Genomic DNA, 17,595 nt, shown 5'->3' on the forward strand with positions numbered 1-17,595 from the left:
CAAACAGAATGCTATCGCTGCATAGTTGAACAGTGATGTTCAGCAGTGTTCAGCGTAAATGTATCAGCACGGCATTCACACTTTGGTGTACAGTCCCCTCTGCCGAGGTCTGCTGAGCGGACGGATGACGCCGCAAACCACCTTCCCCCCAGGGGACATGCGCGCCGGGATCGATCCCAAGTTTGTTGAACCGCGCTACTCCCAGTACCTAAAAGCGGCAGAGGCATTGAGCCGGTTTGCTCAGGATCGCTATGGCAAGACCTTGGCCCAGTTGGCGGTGCGCTGGCTGCTGGATCAACCGGGGGTGAGTGTGGCGCTGTGGGGGGCACGCAAGCCCTATCATCTGGAGGCAATATCCGGCCTTTGGGGCTGGTCGTTGGATGCGGAAGCGATGCAGACCATCGAGGATATTTTGCAAAGGTATGTTCCCGAGTCCATTCCCCCCAGCTTTATGTCCCCAGCTGCTCGCGCTGCCTAACCCGTACCCTTGCCCAGATTGCCGGGATCCTGGAACTGAGTTTGGCAAAAAATGAGATTTAGAGCTCTGTCCTACCGCAGCCAGTAGGGCCAGGAGTCTGTCAACCACGGGAGGACAAAGATGGCCATCCCAGATGCATTCGCGTCAGCAGTGCGGAGCACTTTGACCCATAAAGCAGACAGGCCAAGGGATCCGGCTGACCAGAATGGGCCCACAGCGCCTTCTCAGGCGGGATCCCTGATTCTCCACGTGGGGGGCATGAGTTGTGCCGGCTGCGTTCGCACCGTTGAGCAGGCCCTGCTGAGACAGCCGGGGGTGGTTAAGGCCAGCGTTAACCTGGTTACCGAGTCGGCCCTTGTGGAGTTTGCCCCTGGGATCCGGCCCGACCCGCAGCACCTGGCCCAGATTTTGACAGAGGCAGGGTTTCCCAGCCGCTACAGTTCAGAGGGTGAGGCCCTCTCCGGCGGGAGTTCCGTTCGCGTCAGCGGTGCGGAGCACTCTCAAGATCCCTCTTCCCCTCCCGGTGGGTGGGAAGAAGCCTTGGATGTGCCTGCGGATCCCCTCTCTCGGCAGCGACAGCAGACCCGACACCACATTCGCCAAGCGCTCACCGCCGCTTTTTTGCTGCTGATTTCTGCCGCCGGACACTTGGATCTCTTCGCCCGTCTGGGCTTGCCCCTCCTTAATGATGTCTGGCTGCACTGGGGCTTGGCGACCTTGACTTTTGTCGGCCCAGCTCGCGGCATTGTCCTGGATGGTTGGAGAGGGGCGCGGCGGCTGGCCCCCAACATGAACACCTTGGTTACCTTGGGATCCGGATCGGCCTACCTGGCCAGTCTGGTGGGGTTGTTGGCCCCTCAGGTGGGCTGGGAGTGCTTTTTCGACGAGCCCGTCATGATGCTCAGCTTCATCCTGTTGGGACGGGCCTTGGAACAGCACAGCCGCCTGCGGGCGGCCAGCAGCCTGCAATCGCTGGTGAGCTTGTGTCCCAGTTTGGCTCGGCGGGTTCAGCCTGCAGAGAAGGCGGGATCTCTGGCTTCCAGCCCAGAGGGGAACCTGGATCTGGGATCCCAAACCGGAGAATGGTGCCCTGTCGAACAGGTGCGAGTGGGGGATTGGCTCCAAGTGCGGGCCGGCGAACAGATCCCGGTGGATGGAGAGGTCATTGCCGGCCAGGCCACGGTCAACGAGGGGATGTTGACGGGGGAACCCTTGCCGGTGCTGAAACAAGCGGGGGATCCCGTGGTGGCGGGAACGCTGAACCAATCGGGGTTGCTGCTGTGCCGAGCGACGCGCACCGGGAAAGACACCACCTTGGCCCAGATCATCCGCCTGGTGGAAGAGGCCCAAGCTCGCAAGGCCCCCATCCAAGGGATAGCCGACCAGGTGGCGGGCTACTTCACCTATGGGGTGGTCACGCTGGCCATTCTCACCTTTGGGTTCTGGTACTGGGTTGGGATCCCACTCTGGGGGAGCGACGGTGCGGAGCACTTTGTCCTGGAGGGGTTCAGCCTGCACTCCCATCTGCATCTGAGCGACCATCCCCCTCACCCCACACCTCTGCTCAGCAGCCTCAAGATGGCCATTGCCGTTTTGGTGGTGGCCTGCCCCTGTGCTTTGGGGTTGGCTACGCCGATGGCCATCCTGGTGGGTACCGGGCTGGGAGCCGAGCGGGGCTTGCTCATCCGAGGGGGAGATGTTCTGGAGAAAGCCCATCGCTTGCAAACGGTGGTCTTCGACAAAACCGGCACCCTCACCCAAGGGGATCCCCACCTGACGGACTGTCTCAGCCTTGACCCCTCCCTAGATTCCAATCGCCTGCTCCAACTGGCGGCCACAGTGGAAAGCGGCACTCGCCATCCGCTGGCGCAAGCCATTTTGCAAGCCGCCCGCACCCAGGGTTTGCCGTTGCTCTCCGCCGGCGAGTTTCAAACCCAACCGGGGATAGGAGTCGCCGCCCAAGTGGAAGGGCAGGAAGTGGTGTTGGGATCCCTGGATGGGCTGGCTGCTTTGGGGATCCCAATTTCCCCAGAGGCGCAGGCCCAGGCCGAGGCGCTACTGGCAGCCGGCAAAACGGTGGTGGGCGTGGCTGTAGAGGGATCCCTGGTGGGGCTGCTGGCAGCCCAGGATCCCTTGCGGCCTGATGCGCAGGCAACACTGCGACAACTGCAAAAGATGGGCTTGCAGGTGATGCTGCTTACTGGCGATCGGGCTGAGGTGGCCAAGCAGGTAGCCGAAGCTCTGCAAGTGCCCGGGATCCGCGTTATCGCCGAGGTTCACCCGGCAGACAAAGCTCAAGTCATCCGCGACCTGCAGACCCAAGGCCAGAGAGTTGCCATGGTGGGAGATGGCATTAACGACGCTCCGGCTTTGGCCCAAGCCGATGTGGGCATCGCCCTGCACTCAGCCACTGATGCGGCCTTAGAAACCGCCGATATCATCCTCATGCGCAACCGCCTCTGGGATGTGGTGGAAGCTATCCGCCTCAGCCGCGCCACCTTCCGCAAGATCCAGCAGAACCTCCTCTGGGCCTTTGGCTACAACCTGGTGGGGATCCCAGTGGCAGCAGGCGTGCTCCTACCCCCCTTTGGCATTGGGCTTAGCCCGGCAATCGCTGGGGGTCTCATGGCCTTGAGTTCCCTCAGTGTAATCCTCAATTCACTCCTCTTGAGGCGAACTTTTGTACCCCGTAGATCTTCGAGTAGCCGCAGCTAAAAAAGTGTTAAAAATTACGAATGACTAAGTATCGATCGTTAAGTCTTCCGAGGTTTTACCGAGCTTCTGACACAATTTCCGCTGCGTCCAAGCCAAAAATTCGGCAACTTCGATTACATTTGATTAAAAAGATTAATCCGCTTTAACTTTTGAGGATTTGGTTGTAAGATTAGACCGAAACCAAGCTGTAAGCGCATCTTCTGGTTTCTTACTTAGCAAAGCAAAAACCGTGAAAATACTGAGAAAGCGCATCTTGCAGCGGTGAAGGGAGCAAAAGTATGGCGATGCTTGGAGATCTTCAGGAATTTTCCTTATGCGACCTGTTGCATTTAATGGAAAAGGGTAAGAAAGCAGGGCAATTATCCATCTGGGCACCCAATGGCATTCAGCGGATTTGGTTTTACCAAGGTCGGGTGGTCGCCGCCCTCACCCCTGAAGAAAAGCATCGTTTGGAAAGCCTGCTGACGCGCTTTGGCTTGGTGGACGAGCAGGTGGTCAGCCAGTTGGTCGCTAGGGGCTTGGAGGAGCCTCTGGGGCGTTGCCTGCAGCGGCAAGGGTTGATCTCGCCCGTAGATTTGGCCAAGCTCTTTCGCCATCAACTGCAGGTGGGACTCTACAGCCTCTTTGCCCTCGAATCCGGACAGTTCAGCTTCCTGCCCAACGTGCCCATGCCCTACCGAGAAATGACTGGCCTCAGCAAAAGCGCCACCGCTGCCGTCCTGGAAGCCCTGCAGCAGCTCAAGCTAGACCAGCGCCCCGAAAAAGACCTGCCCGAACCCGATAGTTGCTTTTGGCGTACCAGCACCGAACTGCCTCTGTTCAAGCTTTCTGCGCTGGAGTGGTCGATCTTGGAGCAGGTGTCGCCTTCCCGCAAGCTGACGGCTTTGGCTCAAGCACTGGGGGCGGACCTGCTGGAGGTGCGCTATGCCTGCGCCCGTCTGGCCAAGCTGGGGTTGATCAGCCCTTGTGAGGGGCCAACGGTTCTGGCTCGGTCTGGTCACTGGGAGCTGTCCAAGTCGATTGCTGAGGAGGTGAATCCCGAGCCGGTGAGGGAGAGGCTGGGGGCAAGGGTGCCTGGTCTCCAGGATGAGGGCGGCCCCGTCAAGCCTTCTCTGGTCAGTCGATTGGCCACCCTCCTCAAGGGCATGCGCGAAAAATAAAAGCATAGGGATATTTGCAGTCATGTTTTCGGTTTTCGGGTAGAAACATTAGAGATAGGGAATCAGCAGGGAGATGTAGGATGGCTAATCTGTCCTCTTTGCAGGCGATCCTCCAGAGATATGTTGCCAACACACCGGAAGTCCAGGGAGCAGCAGTGGTCACCCCCGACGGGCTACCTTTAGCTTCCACACTGCCTGTGGGTATGGATGAAGAGAGAACCTCTGCTATGTCGGCTGCCATGCTTTCTTTGGGCGAACGGATTGGGAGAGAGCTAGGGCGCGGAGCCATAGAGAGAGTTTTTGTACAGGGGGAAAAAGGATACGGGGTTTTAACCAGTTGTGGCCCCGATGCCGTCTTGCTGACAATTGCCAGCCATGAAGTCAAGCAAGGCTTGCTCTTTTTGGAAATTAAGCGAGTCGCGGCAAGCATTGCAGAGGCAATGAAGTAAGAAAATCAAATGTGGAGGCTAGGTTTTTGATTCTGTCCTGACGTTGAGGGAAGTATGGCCATTAAACCTTCTGAGCTGCTCCAAGTCCTGATCTCGCGCACGCAATTCACAGATGATGACAAGAAAGTTTTGCAGCAAAGTGCTGACTGGGGCGGCAGTATCGCGGCGGAAATGTCAGACGCCTTTTACGGCTATCTGGATCGCGATGCCGAAATGGCGGCAGTGATAGCCAAGCATAACCGGCAGCGGCTGGGCCAAACTTTTGCTGACTGGTTCAAGGAAATGTTCACGGGCATAGACAATTGGGGCCCCCAGTATGCGGATCGCCGCTGGAAAATCGGCATAGTTCATGTGCGCGTTGGCATCGGCCCCCAACATGTTGTACCTGCTATGGCCACAGTTGTGCAGGAGGTCAGTCGGCAGTTGGCGAAAGAAGGCAAGCCTGAACAGTTGCGCACCAGCTTGAGCAAGGTTTGCATGATTGACCTCTCTTTTATTGAGCAAGCTTACCTTGAGGTGGCCTATAACGCCGTGCAACAGGAAACAGGCATGAGCGAGGCTTTATTCAAACGGTTAATTGCCAATGGTGCCAACAGTTTAATTTGAGTTGTTTGAGTTAGAGTGGGCTCTTGCTTACTCTACTTGCTTAATTTCTCTACCTTCTTGGGCTGAGGTGCTTGAGTTTCTGGGATCCCTCTGGAGCAGAGCTGGCGTTGGTATCTTTTTTAGATTATCTTAGAAGCAACCTGGAGATAGCTTTACCTCCCGTGCGGCACATCGGTGCACTCCCCCGAGTTTTATTCAGCTTTGTCGCTAGAGCTTAGTCTGAGGCCAGTTTATGGGAAATATCTTGCGAATTGTTGTAACAGGGCCGGTGGGAGCTGGAAAGTCTACCTTTATTCGCACGATTAGCGAGATTGAGGTAGTAGACACCGATTGCAAAGCAACGGACGAGGTGGCAGAGCTGAAGAAAACCACGACGGTAAGCATGGACTTCGGCCGCTTGAGAATTGGAGAGGAGGAAGAAGAGATGTGGCTGCATCTCTACGGCACTCCCGGCCAGTCTCGCTTTAACTTTATGTGGGATATTTTAATTAAGCGCGCCCACGGCTATGTTCTTCTGGTGCCTGCGCACTTGCCGGGCCAGTTTCGCAATGCCCAAGCCATTCAATCTTTTATGAAGGCCAGGACGAGCGCCCCCTACGTGATTGGGATCACCCACGTCGATCAACCCAATGCCTGGGATCCAGAAGACATTTTGTTAATTTTGGGGAATCAGGACGGTTCAGTTCCGCACACCACTTTGAATGCCCAGGAGCCGGCTTCTGTTGCCAACACGTTGCTTCTGTTGGTTGAGCAAATGATGCCCCAGGTGGTTGTTTGAACAGATTTTCAGGTATCCGCCGGTCTAGAACTTCAGCAACATTGGCCCTAGCCAAGACAGGCGTATCTTTTGCGTGACAGGGATCCCTCCCGTGAAGCCGAAAAACGGGAGATTGGATTCGGTGGAGATTTGCCGCATAATGAAATGTCCTGAGTGATCTTTCTGGCCAGCCATTGAACCAAGAGGATCCCCGCTGTGTTGCTTCTCGATTGCTCTCCCCTGACCCTTTCCCCAGAGGAAGCGCGGGAGAAACTGTTGTATCTCCTCGCCCAACTGGCCTATCGAGAAGGCTCCTTTACCCTCACTTCTGGACAGAAGAGCCCCTACTACATCAACTGCAAACCGGTTACCCTTCACCCCCAAGGAGCTTATTGGGTGGGATCCCTGCTGCACCGGCTGTTGCCGCTCGAAACCGAAGCAGTGGCTGGGATGACGCTGGGAGCGGATCCCTTGGTGACGGCGGTGAGTTTGGCCTCTCTGCATGCTGAACCCGCCAACCTACCCGCCTTGATCGTGCGCAAAGAGCCCAAGGGGCACGGCACGCAAGCCTGGATCGAGGGGCCGGAGTTGCCGGCAGGCAGTCGGGTGTGGATCCTGGAAGATGTGGTGACCACCGGCAGTTCTGCTTTGAAGGCTGTCGAACGGGTGCGGGCAGCCGGCTACCGGGCAGAAGGGATCCTGGCTTTGGTGGATCGGCTGGAAGGGGCAGAAGACCGCTACCGAGAAGCAGGGATCGCCTTTCGTCGCCTATTCACCCTTCCAGAAGTGCAGGCTTGCCATCGGGCCTTGACCTCAGGAAAATCAAAGGACTAGCCTGCCCCCTTGGTGAGCATCAAAGCTTTGGAGAGCGGACATGCTGCCCCCTGCCTACTCAGCTCTGCCCAGCCGAAATCTGCCGAGCCTACCGCATCGGGCGCGGGTGGCTGTGTACGTGGTGATGAACATCGAGCACTTCACCTTTGGCAAGCTGGGCACGGCCATTCAACCCCATCTCACCAGCTCCCCTGAGATCGCCAACTACGGCTGGCGGGACTACGGCAATCGGGTGGGCATTTGGCGCTTGTTTGAGCTGTTTGCCGAGCTGGGGATCCCGGTGACTGCCGCCTTGAATGCAGAAATGGTGCAGCTTTACCCCCCCATCATCGAAGGGATCCGCCAATACGGCTGGTCGGTGTTGGCCCACGGCTGGAACAACTCTACCGGCCACAGCGGCCTGGCCCGCGAAGCCGAACAAGAGCTCATCGAGCGCAGTTTGTCCCTTTTGGAGAAGGTGTCGGGATCCCGCCCTTGGGGCTGGCTGACGCCGGGGTTTTCCGTTAGCGAGAACACCTTTGACCTGCTCAAGGCTGCCGGGATCCGCTACACCACCGACTGGGTAAACGACGACCAACCCTACTGGCTGCAGACTGCCGCCGGCCCCCTCTTGGGGATCCCCTACACCCTGGAGGCCAACGACATCAGCCTCTGTCTCAGCGCCCGCCTGTCGGCAGAAGCCTTTGCCCAGGCCCTCATCGACCAGTTTGATCAACTCTGGCAGGATGGGGAGCGCTCCCCTCGCATCATGGCCATCGGCCTGCACCCCTTTATTGTCGGGCAGCCGCTGCGGATGGGATCCCTGAAAAAAGCCTTGCAGCACATCCAATCTCGCCCTCAGACTTGGCTCACCACCGGCGATGGTCTCTACAACTGGTACGCCCAAGCCTGCCCTGCCCCCGAGGTGGCCTGACGGGATCCCCTGACCGGAGAGGATGGCTCGTCTTGGCCTTGGATCCTGCTCATTTTTTAACTTTGTTCTAATTTTGTCTTGTCTGGAGCTGTTCATCGTGGCTCCAGAAGTGACAGCATAGGCGGTGAAGCCACCTTCAGCAAAAGGGCTTGGCCATGCGCATGGGCAGACTCAGTGGGATCCTCCTGCACCCCACCTCGCTACCGGGGCCATTTGGCATCGGCGATCTGGGGCCATCGGCTTATCGTTTTGTGGATTTTCTGGTGGAGAGCGGCCAGCGCCTCTGGCAGGTGCTGCCTCTGGGACCTACCGGCTGGGGCAACTCCCCCTACATGAGCTTTTCCTCCATAGCCGGCAACCCGCTGCTCATCAGCCCGGAGCTGTTGGTAAAAGCCGGCTGGCTAGAGCCCGACAGTTGGCAGGACCTGCCCCAATGGCCAACGATCCAAGCCGGATCCGCCGAGCGGGTGGACTACGAAACCGTGATCCCCTTCAAGCTGGGCCTGTTGCACCGCGCCTGGGCTACCTTCAAAGAAAAAGCTTCCGGCCCCGATTGGGAAGCTTTCCAAGCCTATTGCGCTGCCGAGGCCGACTGGCTGCCGGACTATGCCCTGTTCATGGCCCTCAAGGATGTGTACGGCGAGCAAGAGTGGAACCAATGGGATCCGGCCTTGGTGCGACGGGATCCGCCGGCTTTGCAAGAGGCTCGCGATCGCTATGCCGATGCCATTACCGAGCAGATGTTTTGGCAGTATCTGTTTGCCCAGCAGTGGGGATCCCTAAGGGAGTATGCTCATCGGCATCAAGTGCGGCTCATTGGGGATGTGCCCATCTACGTTGCCCCCAACAGTGCCGACGTGTGGGCCAACCGGGAGCTGTTTCACCTGGATGAACGGGGACAGCCCTTGCAGGTAGCCGGTGTGCCGCCCGACTATTTCAGCCCTACTGGGCAACGCTGGGGTAACCCCCTCTACAACTGGGAGGTGCTCAAGGCTCGCGGCTACGACTGGTGGATCCGGCGCATCCAGGCCATCCTCAAGCAGGTGGACTGTGTGCGCATCGACCACTTTCGCGGCTTCGAGAGCTACTGGGCCATTCCAGGCGATGCAGAAACGGCTGTGGAAGGGGAGTGGCAAAAAGGGCCGGGGGCAGATTTCTTTCAGACCCTGGCCGACAAGTTGGGGGAAATCCCGGTGATTGCCGAAGATCTGGGAGACATTACGCCGGAGGTGTTGCAACTGCGGGATCAATTTGGCTTGCCCGGCATGAAGGTGTTGCTCTTTGCCTTCGGCTCTGGGCCCGATAACCCCTATTTGCCCCATGCCTATGAGCGCAACTTTGTCGTTTACACCGGCACCCACGACAACAACACGGTGGTGGGTTGGTTTAATGACCCGGATCGCTCGGAGTGGGAAAAACAAAACCTGCTGCGCTATTTGGGCTGCCAGGGATCCGGGGGCATCCATTGGGATCTCATTCGCCTAGCCCTTGCTTCCGTAGCCGATCTGGCCATCATTCCCCTGCAAGATGTGATGGGCTTGGGGGCAGAGGCGCGCATGAACTTCCCCGGCACCACCGAGAACAACTGGGCCTGGCGCTACCGCGAGGACATGCTGCGGCAGGACATGATCCAGCGCCTGGCCGAGATGAGCGTGACCTATGGGCGCATCTCTCCTCAAGAGTTGGAGCAACGGCGAGCAGCCCTAGCCCAAGAACGGGCGGCAGGGTCTTCTCAAGCTGCCCCCAGCCTCGTCTAATGCTGGATCCCGCCCATCAGCAGCCCGATCCGCTCTTCGGTGGCCTCTTCAGGCCTGAGTTCTCCTACCAGGCGGCCCTCATGGATCACCAAAATGCGATCCGACAAGCTGATCACCTCATTCAAATCCGCCGATACCAGCAGCACCCCCATGCCCTGATCCCGCGCCTGCAGGATGCGGCGATGAATGGCCTCGATGGCCCCCACATCCACCCCCCGCGTCGGCTGGGCAGCCACCAGCACCTTGGAGCCACAGGAAAGCTCCCGTCCCACAACGATCTTCTGGGCATTGCCGCCAGAATAGCGGCGGGCCGTCAACACGGCCGTCGGCTGGCTTTTCTTTAGAAAGGGACATTCAGGCCCTTTCTTGAGCTCCCCGGCATCTGGGATCCTCAAGTTCTGAAAACTCCACTGCCCTCCATTGCCGCAACCGGCTAGTTGAGCGCCTGCACCTGATCCAGGAAGTCTGCCACCGTCAGGGATCCCAGCTCCTGTCCATGGCGCTGGCGCACGCTCACCGTTCCTGCCGCCTGTTCCTGTTCCCCCACGATCAGCATGAAGGGGATCCGGGCCTTCTCGGCATTGCGGATTTTCTTCGGCAAACGATCGCTGTCGGCATCGATGTGGACGCGGATCCCGTGTTCTCGCAGTTGATCCCGCACTTGGGTGGCGTAGCCCAGATACTGATCGGAAACGGGCAAAATGCGCACCTGTTCCGGGGCCAGCCAGAAGGGAAAATCCCCAGCGTATTCTTCGATGAGGATCCCAATCAGCCGCTCCAGCGAGCCAAAGGGAGCGCGGTGGATCATCACCGGGCGTTGCCGGGATCCGTCCTCAGCTACGTATTGCAGATCAAAGCGCTGTGGGTTTTGGTAGTCCACCTGAACCGTGCCCAGTTGCCACTCCCGATCCAGCGCGTCGCGGAAAATAAAATCCAGCTTTGGCCCATAGAAGGCTGCTTCGCCGATCCCTTCAAAATGGGGCATCGAGAGCTTCTCTACAGCGCGACGGATGGCATTCTCGGCCCTGTCCCAGTCCTCAGGGGATCCCAGATATTTGTCAGACTTGGGATCGCGGAAGCTGAGGCGGGCGCGAAAATCTTTGAGTTTAAGCTTGTCGAAGACCACCAAAATGAGATCGACAACCTTAAGAAACTCCTCCTCCAATTGATCGGGGCGAACAAACAAATGGGCATCGTCCACCGTAAAGCCACGCACTCGCGTCAGACCTCCCAATTCCCCCGATTGCTCATAGCGATAGACGGTGCCGAATTCGGCATATCGTAGGGGCAAATCGCGGTAGGATCGCAGCTCGGATTTGTAGATTTGGATGTGAAAAGGACAGTTCATCGGCTTCATGACAAAGCCCTGTTCGGCTGCGCGATCCTGCTCATTCTCCGCCATCATGGGGAACATATCTTCCCGGTACTTTTGCCAGTGGCCGGAGATCTTGAACAAGTCCACACGGGCAATATGAGGGGTAACCACCGGCAGGTAGCCCCGCTTGAGCTGCTCCTGCTTGAGAAAATCCTCCAGCACCCAGCGTAGGGTAGTTCCTTTCGGAGTCCAAAGGGGCAAGCCCGGACCCACTTCATCGGAAAACAGGAAGAGACCCAGTTCTTTGCCCAGCTTGCGGTGATCCCGCCGTTTGGCCTCCTCCAGCCGCCGCTTGTATTCCTTCAGCTCCTCTGGAGTTTCCCAGGCGGTACCGTAGATGCGTTGGAGCTGCGGCTTGGTCTCGTCCCCCCGCCAATAGGCGCCGGCCACGCTGAGCAGATCGAAAGCTTTGGGGTTGAGCTCTTGGGTGTTTTCCACGTGGGGACCGGCACAGAGATCCCACCATTCATTCCCCAAGTGGTAAATGCTGATGACCTCCCCTTCGGGAATGCTGTCTAAGATCTCCAGCTTGTAGGGTTCTCCGAGGGCTTCGATGCGGCGCCTGGCCTCTTCACGGCTCACCTCCTCGCGGATCACCGGCAGGCCCTTTTTGATGATTGCCTGCATCTCTTTTTTGATGCGATCCAGATCTTCCGGCGTGAAGGGCTCGGGATGGTCAAAATCGTAGTAGAAGCCGTAGTCGGTTGTGGGGCCGATGGTCACCTGGGCCTTGGGAAACAGCTTTTGCACCGCCATAGCCAGGACATGGGAAGTGGTGTGGCGGATGCGCTCCAGTTTGGGAGACTCGTGAGTGCGCAGCAGTTTGAGGGTGCTGTTGGCCTTCTGAGGTGATTCGGCTGGCTGAGACATCGGAACCTGCTTCGACAACAAAGAAAGAACAGTGAAGAAATGGATATCCGTGTCCCTATCTTAGGCTGGGGCGAGAACGGCAGGGATCCCCAGCTAATCAATTCCCCTGTTTGCCGAGTCAACCGCGAACCTCACCTCACGACTCGGCCCGGAACAAGGGGGGAAAGTACACAGTATCCTAAAGGGGTTGACCCCCTTACCCGAGCCATGATCTCTTCGCCCACCAACTTCACGGAACGCTCTGTCACCTCTGCTTCCCCAGTTTCCGAAACCAGCCCGGCTTCTCGTTCTGAATCTTGGGCGGCCCCCGTTCTGGCCGCCATCGATGTGGGCAGCAACTCTCTCCACATGGTGGTGGTGCGCATCAATCCCCGTATCCCCAGCTTCACCATCATCTCCCGCGAAAAAGCCACCGTCCGGCTGGGGGAGTTTTGCAGCCAGACGGGCGCCCTCACGCCTGCAGCTATGGAACGGGCCCGGACGGCTCTGGAGCGGTTTTGCCGCATTGCTGAGAGCTTTCAGGTGCAGGATATTGTTGCCGTGGCTACCAGTGCTGTGCGCGAGGCCCCCAATGGGCCGGAGTTTTTGAAGCGGATTGAACGGGAGCTGGGCCTGCGGGTGGAGTTGATCTCGGGGCAGGAAGAGGCCCGCCGCATCTACCTGGGGGTGCTCTCGGCGATGGAGTTCCACAACCGGATGCACGCGGTGGTGGATATCGGCGGTGGCTCCACCGAGCTGATTTTGGGCAATGGCCAAGAGCCGGAGTTTCTGCGCAGCATCAAGGTGGGAGCTGTGCGTCTAACCCAGGCTTTTTTGCACCACGATCCGCCCACTTCTGGCGAACTGCAAGCCCTGCGCCAGCACATCCGCGGCATGCTGGAATCCCCCATCGAGCAGATGAAGCGGATCCTTGCCTCTTCACAACAACAGGGATCCCTGCCTTTGGTGGGCACCTCTGGCACCGTCGAGTGCCTGGCCCAGTTGGATGCCCGCCGTCGGTTGGGCGCTCTCCCCCATCGCCTGCAGGGGTATGAGTTCAGCCTGGAAGCCCTGCGCGGCTACATCAAAGAGCTGCGATCCCTGACGGTGGCCGAACGGCAAAAGCTGCCCGGCCTGGGGGAAAGGCGGGGGGAGATCATCCTAGCCGGGGCGGTCATCTTGGAAGAAGTGATGACCCTGCTGGGGGTGGAGCGGATCCAGTTTTGCGAACGGGCTCTGCGGGAAGGGCTGATCGTGGACTGGATGATCGGCCAAGGGCTGATTGAGGATCGGCTGCGCTACCACAGCTCGGTGCGGCGGCGCAGTGTGCTCAAGCTGGCGGAAAAATACCAGGTGGAGATCCCCTATGCCGAGCGGGTGGCCGAGTTTGCCCTCAGCCTTTTCGATCAAACCCGCGGCATCCTGCATGGCTGGGGATCCCGGGAGCGGGCTCTTCTCTGGGCGGCGGCCATGCTGCACAACTGCGGCCACTTCATCAGCCATGCCGCCCACCACAAGCACTCCTACTACCTGATCCGCCATGGAGAACTCTTGGGCTTCAACGAAGAAGAGGTGGAGGTGATCGCCAACTTGGCCCGCTACCACCGCAAGTCGCCCCCCAAGAAGAAGCACGAGAACTTCCAGCGCCTCAGCGACGAGCGGGATCGCCAAGTGGTGCTGGAACTGAGCCCCCTGCTGCGCATAGCCTGTGCTTTGGATCGCCGCCGCCTGCAGGCCATTCAAGCCCTGCACTGCCGTTTTCAGCTCCTGGGAGAAGGCCCCCGCCGCATGGAGTTGATTTTGGATCCCAGGCATCCCAAGGACGACTGTGCCCTAGAGTTGTGGAGCTTAAACGAGAAGAAAAAAGTCTTCGAGCAACAGTTCGACCTGCAGGTAATCCCCAAGCTCTCTACCCAGATCCAGCGCAGCGCCGATCCCTTTGAGGCAGCAGTTTAGCCTTCTCGGGGATCCTAGCTAAGGGGCGATGGTAATGGGCGAGGGGCTGGTTTGGGTGGTCTTTTGGCCCCCTCTTTGCAAAATCACCTCGATGATGCCGTTGTTGACCGGCTGCATGTTGAAGGGCAACTGCTGCTGGGTTTCGTATAGGCCCGGCGCCACCTCCCGCATTTCGACTTCCGGCGTTACCCCAACAATCCGAAAAGCAGCCCGCCCCCCTGGATCTCCTCGCATGGTGACTTTGAGAATTTCTCCCATGCGCAGATTGGTGCTGTTGGTGGTGACACTGAAAATCTGGGGCAGTCCCGTGGCGACGGGTGCGGAAACCGGCTGAATGGTGGAGCGGGTTCCTCTGGAGCCATCGATGGAAAAAGGAAAAATCTCCCGATGTTCCTGGCTGAGGCCGTCCTTGGTGAGCACAATCCTCAAGGTGGGATTGTTGGCCTGGTGGGTGGGGGCTACCACGTAGGTGCCTTCGTAGTGGTTGGGTCGTACCTCCCGCATCGGCTGGTTCAGGGCCAGATTCCCCAGATCAAACTGGGCGATCCCTCCGGACTCTCCCCAAATGGCAATGGTGAGAATATCCCCTTCCACCAAGTCGCGCTGGGGATCCAAGCGAATGGCCTCAATGCGCGGATAGCGATTGCCGGCTGCAGTCAAAGGGGCTGGCTGCGGCAGAGGAGCTGGGGGCGGAAATACTGATTCCACTGGCGGAGGAGCAACATTGCCCAAGGCCAGTTGAGGTAGCCGCCGTTGAACGCGGGTACTGACGCCATTGAGGGTCAACTGAATACTGATGTCGGGGCCAAAGACGGCATCCTGAGGACCAAGGCTATAAACTGCGCGGTAGTAGCCGGGCTGCACCTCCTGCATCGGCAGACCCTGAACCACGCCGCCGATATCAACCGTAGCCCTGCCGTTGGGAGTGGCCTGCGCTTCAATGGTCAAGGTTCCCCCTGCAGGAACACTTCCTCCCTCGGGAGTGATCCGCGTTTGGAAGATTTCGGGTTGGACAGTCTCGGCCACCCGGGCTGGGGAGGGACGCAACTGGGCCACAGGGGGTGGCAAGGGCGGAAGCTGACCGCGATACACCAGGGCCTGATGCAACAACACCGCCCCTTCTGCTCGCCTCAGCACGCGATTGGGCTGAAGACGAGCTGGATCCGGCACATTCACCAGCAGCCCCGCTTCGCCTGCCATGGCCACAAAAGCCCGCCCTACCTCCGGCACATCAGCCGCATCGGTGTACAGAGCCATCCAGCGCTCAATGTCGGCCTGGGTGGGAGCAGGCAATTGCAGAGCCCGCACCAAAATGGCCAGGGCTTCCAGGTGGGTGATATCCCCTTGCGGGCGAAACTCGTTGCCCTCGTATAGGCGCATGGCCCCCGCCTGCAGCACGGCTTGGGCAGTCCAATAGTCGGGGGTGTTGGGCTCCAGGTCGCGAATCTCCTGCACCTGGTTGGGATTGGGAATGTAGCCGAAAAACTCCGTCAGCCACTGGGCCAATTCCAGACGGGTCAGGGTGGCTGACAGGGGTTCTTGGGTGATCACCACATCTGTCTGACGTTCCAGAGCCGCCACGTAGGGGTCGGTCCAGGCCAGCGAGGCTTGCTGCTCCACCCCTTGGGACCAAGCCGGCAAGCTGACACCCGACCAGCCCAGCGTCCAACACAAGCTCAGAGCTAGGGGCCACGAGCACCGCATAGCTGTCACTCCTGTTCCAACAACATCCCCTCAGGGCCAGCTTATCTCAAACTTCCGCCCCATCCTCAAGCCCTCGATGCCCCTTGGGATTGCGCCCTTTGGCAGTGAGATTCTGAAAACTCGGGTAAGAAGGTTCGCCGCAGGGATCCCTTAGGAGATTTTACCTATGCAAGACGGGATCCGGCTTGACAGCAAAGGGCCTAAGCAAGGGTCTCGTAACTTGTAGTTGTGCATCCAAATCCTTATCATTGTGTTATAGACTCAGAAAGTTCAGAAAGCACTTTTGCCCCTACCCTAGGGAGGAGTTTCATGGCTGGCAGCACCGGAGAGCGACCTTTTGTCGATATCATTACCAGTGTCCGCTACTGGGTTATTCACGCCCTGACCATTCCCGCTTTGTTTTTGGCAGGCTGGCTTTTTGTGAGCACTGGCCTGGCCTATGATATTTTTGGCACCCCGCGCCCCAATGAGTATTTCACGGCAGAACGCCAGGAGTTGCCGATCGTCAGCGATCGCTTCAATGCTCTGGAGGAGCTGGAGAGGCTGACTCGCTAGGAGTGCCGGTGGGTAAGTGGACTATTCGTTGTTGCAATTTGTAAGTTGATTGAGCTTTTTGCGTAGGGTGATATCTATGGCCACTAAATCTGATGAACCCGTTTTTTACCCTGTTTTTACCGTCCGTTGGCTGGCGGTACATACCTTGGCGATCCCAACGGTTTTCTTCTTGGGAGCTATTGCTGCAATGCAGTTTATTCAACGGTGAACCCAATGGCTGATCAACCCGAAAGGAATCCCAACTCCCAACCTGTCGAGCTAAACCGCACTTCCCTTTACTTGGGTTTGCTGCTGGTGTTTGTGGTTGGGCTGTTGTTCTCCAGCTATTTTCTCAACTGAGGCCAGGATCACACTCTGCTCTTGGAGTTGGGAAAGAGCGCAGGGGACAATGCTGGCTTTTGGCTAGCCCTTGCTCCCCTTTGCTAAGTTTACTGAGAATGTAATTGCTGCTAGTTCTGTCTTTTTTGGAGACCAGTTGCTATGACCAGTCAAGCAAGGATCCCTTTGTGGATAGTGGCTGTGGTTGCCGGTTTGGGTGTGATCACGGTAGTTGGGCTCTTTTTCTATGGCTCCTATGTGGGCCTAGGCTCTAGTCTGTAGGTTTGAGGTTTTCGGTCTGGTAGTAGCCCCCAATAGGTAGGGGTAAAGGGTCCCATGGTTTTTACGACCTAGCCGAATTCAGTTAGGCTTTGTTGACCCATGGCCAGTGTATCTACCACTTTTTTCGGGGCTACCTACCACAGCGCAATATCGATCCCTTGCCCAGCAGGGATCCCACTTCATTGCAGACCTTAATACTCAACTTAATACTCAATACACAGTCCGAAAAAGCTGCCGCTATTCCTCACCACTGGTTACAACCAGGCGGTGAATCTGGACTTCTCTCTTCTCCCCCTGGAGAGGGTGAAGTTCGCGTTAGCAGGTCAGGGATCATGGGCAAGAGCGCGAATTGCTGAGGACAGGTTCTGCGAGGGAATGTCTCAAACTTATGTCTCAAACTTATTTAGAAGAGCTATCTCTGTGTTAAGCGAGCATGAACTTTTTTAACGATCCGGGTGGTGGTTGCCGAGAGGGTAACTTAGGCCCCGTAGAATGAATCGCAAAATTCCAGGCAGGACATTCGGACATGGATTACATTCGCACCTTTAACGACGATCCCTGCGAGGGGCATCTTTCGACGCCCATCAGCGATTCTCCTGTCACCCGTCTGTTTATCAACAATCTCCCCATCAACCGTCCTGGCTTATCGCCGCTGTTGCGGGGTCTAGAAATTGGGCTGGCCCATGGCTATTTCTTGGTAGGGCCAGAAATTGTGCTGGGGCCGCTGCGGGATTACCCTGAGGCAGCTAACTTAGGCGGGCTGGTTACGGCGATGGCGATTGTGCTGCTGGGAACCGCCTGCATGTCGGCCTATGGCAGCGTTACCTTCGGAAACAAGCCGGAAACACCGGGGGCCGCTCCTCTGGCTACAGCTCGGGGTTGGGGGG

At 58.0% G+C, this 17,595-nt stretch carries 18 protein-coding genes; 15 read left to right on the plus strand and 3 right to left on the minus strand.

The window, feature by feature from the left end; genetic code table 11:
* The first annotated feature begins 58 nt into the window (after positions 1–58).
* The 9 genes from NW839_RS07335 to malQ all read left to right on the plus strand — a co-directional run bounded on the left by NW839_RS07335 (position 59) and on the right by malQ (position 9,669).
* Positions 59–478 carry an aldo/keto reductase gene (locus NW839_RS07335; RefSeq protein WP_414351019.1) on the plus strand — a complete coding sequence of 140 codons (420 nt, stop codon included), beginning with the start codon at positions 59–61 and terminating at the stop codon, positions 476–478.
* 120 nt (positions 479–598) lie between these two features.
* Positions 599–3,193, plus strand: coding sequence for a heavy metal translocating P-type ATPase (locus NW839_RS07340; protein WP_414351021.1), 2,595 nt, complete (start codon positions 599–601; stop codon positions 3,191–3,193).
* Positions 3,194–3,525: 332 nt separating this feature from the next.
* The gene (locus NW839_RS07345) at positions 3,526–4,353 is read left to right on the plus strand and encodes a DUF4388 domain-containing protein (RefSeq protein ID WP_414351024.1); all 828 of its coding nucleotides are present in this window, start codon (positions 3,526–3,528) and stop codon (positions 4,351–4,353) included.
* Positions 4,354–4,433: 80 nt separating this feature from the next.
* The gene (locus NW839_RS07350; RefSeq protein WP_414351027.1) at positions 4,434–4,802 is read left to right on the plus strand and encodes a roadblock/LC7 domain-containing protein; all 369 of its coding nucleotides are present in this window, start codon (positions 4,434–4,436) and stop codon (positions 4,800–4,802) included.
* 54 nt (positions 4,803–4,856) lie between these two features.
* Positions 4,857–5,408 carry a protoglobin domain-containing protein gene (locus NW839_RS07355; RefSeq protein WP_414341575.1) on the plus strand — a complete coding sequence of 184 codons (552 nt, stop codon included), beginning with the start codon at positions 4,857–4,859 and terminating at the stop codon, positions 5,406–5,408.
* Positions 5,409–5,652: 244 nt separating this feature from the next.
* A complete protein-coding gene (locus NW839_RS07360) occupies positions 5,653–6,186 on the plus strand; it encodes a GTP-binding protein (RefSeq protein WP_414351028.1) in 534 nt (177 codons plus the stop codon).
* Between the two features lie 195 nt (positions 6,187–6,381).
* Positions 6,382–6,999: an orotate phosphoribosyltransferase gene (gene pyrE, locus NW839_RS07365; protein WP_414351031.1), complete on the plus strand. Its 618-nt coding sequence runs from the start codon at positions 6,382–6,384 to the stop codon at positions 6,997–6,999.
* A gap of 40 nt (positions 7,000–7,039) precedes the next feature.
* On the plus strand, positions 7,040–7,912 hold the full coding sequence (locus tag NW839_RS07370) for a polysaccharide deacetylase family protein (RefSeq protein ID WP_414351033.1): 873 nt from the start codon (positions 7,040–7,042) through the stop codon (positions 7,910–7,912).
* A 155-nt stretch (positions 7,913–8,067) separates the two neighbouring features.
* Entirely contained in the window at positions 8,068–9,669 is a 1,602-nt protein-coding gene (malQ, locus tag NW839_RS07375; protein WP_414351035.1) for a 4-alpha-glucanotransferase, read from the plus strand.
* On the opposite strand, the gene NW839_RS07380 is transcribed toward malQ, so the two are convergent.
* A complete protein-coding gene (locus NW839_RS07380) occupies positions 9,666–9,989 on the minus strand; it encodes a sugar ABC transporter ATP-binding protein (protein WP_414351037.1) in 324 nt (107 codons plus the stop codon). The two genes, malQ and NW839_RS07380, sit on opposite strands and share 4 nt — an antisense overlap.
* 113 nt (positions 9,990–10,102) lie before the next feature.
* A complete protein-coding gene (gene thrS, locus NW839_RS07385; protein ID WP_414351039.1) occupies positions 10,103–11,914 on the minus strand; it encodes a threonine--tRNA ligase in 1,812 nt (603 codons plus the stop codon).
* 207 nt (positions 11,915–12,121) lie between these two features.
* Here thrS and NW839_RS07390 point away from each other — a divergent pair, with 207 nt between their 5' ends.
* A complete protein-coding gene (locus NW839_RS07390; RefSeq protein WP_414351040.1) occupies positions 12,122–13,849 on the plus strand; it encodes an HD domain-containing protein in 1,728 nt (575 codons plus the stop codon).
* Between the two features lie 18 nt (positions 13,850–13,867).
* Here the strand turns inward: NW839_RS07390 and NW839_RS07395 are convergent, their stop codons facing one another.
* A complete protein-coding gene (locus NW839_RS07395; protein WP_414351043.1) occupies positions 13,868–15,553 on the minus strand; it encodes an S-layer homology domain-containing protein in 1,686 nt (561 codons plus the stop codon).
* Between the two features lie 309 nt (positions 15,554–15,862).
* Between NW839_RS07395 and psbE the strand changes: the two genes are divergently transcribed.
* From psbE to NW839_RS07420, 5 genes are all read left to right on the plus strand, one after another.
* Positions 15,863–16,108, plus strand: coding sequence for a cytochrome b559 subunit alpha (psbE, locus tag NW839_RS07400; protein WP_011433109.1), 246 nt, complete (start codon positions 15,863–15,865; stop codon positions 16,106–16,108).
* A 76-nt stretch (positions 16,109–16,184) separates the two neighbouring features.
* Entirely contained in the window at positions 16,185–16,316 is a 132-nt protein-coding gene (psbF, locus tag NW839_RS07405; protein ID WP_011433110.1) for a cytochrome b559 subunit beta, read from the plus strand.
* Positions 16,317–16,321: 5 nt separating this feature from the next.
* Positions 16,322–16,447: a photosystem II reaction center protein L gene (locus NW839_RS07410; protein WP_011433111.1), complete on the plus strand. Its 126-nt coding sequence runs from the start codon at positions 16,322–16,324 to the stop codon at positions 16,445–16,447.
* Between the two features lie 141 nt (positions 16,448–16,588).
* Entirely contained in the window at positions 16,589–16,708 is a 120-nt protein-coding gene (locus NW839_RS07415) for a photosystem II reaction center protein J (protein WP_011433112.1), read from the plus strand.
* A 526-nt stretch (positions 16,709–17,234) separates the two neighbouring features.
* Positions 17,235–17,595, plus strand: a 361-nt coding sequence (locus NW839_RS07420) for a photosystem I reaction center subunit XI (protein WP_414380556.1), incomplete at its 3' end; no start/stop codon positions are given.

The sequence above is a fragment of the Synechococcus sp. R5-15 genome (assembly GCF_047462035.1).
Classification (GTDB): domain Bacteria; phylum Cyanobacteriota; class Cyanobacteriia; order Thermostichales; family Thermostichaceae; genus Thermostichus.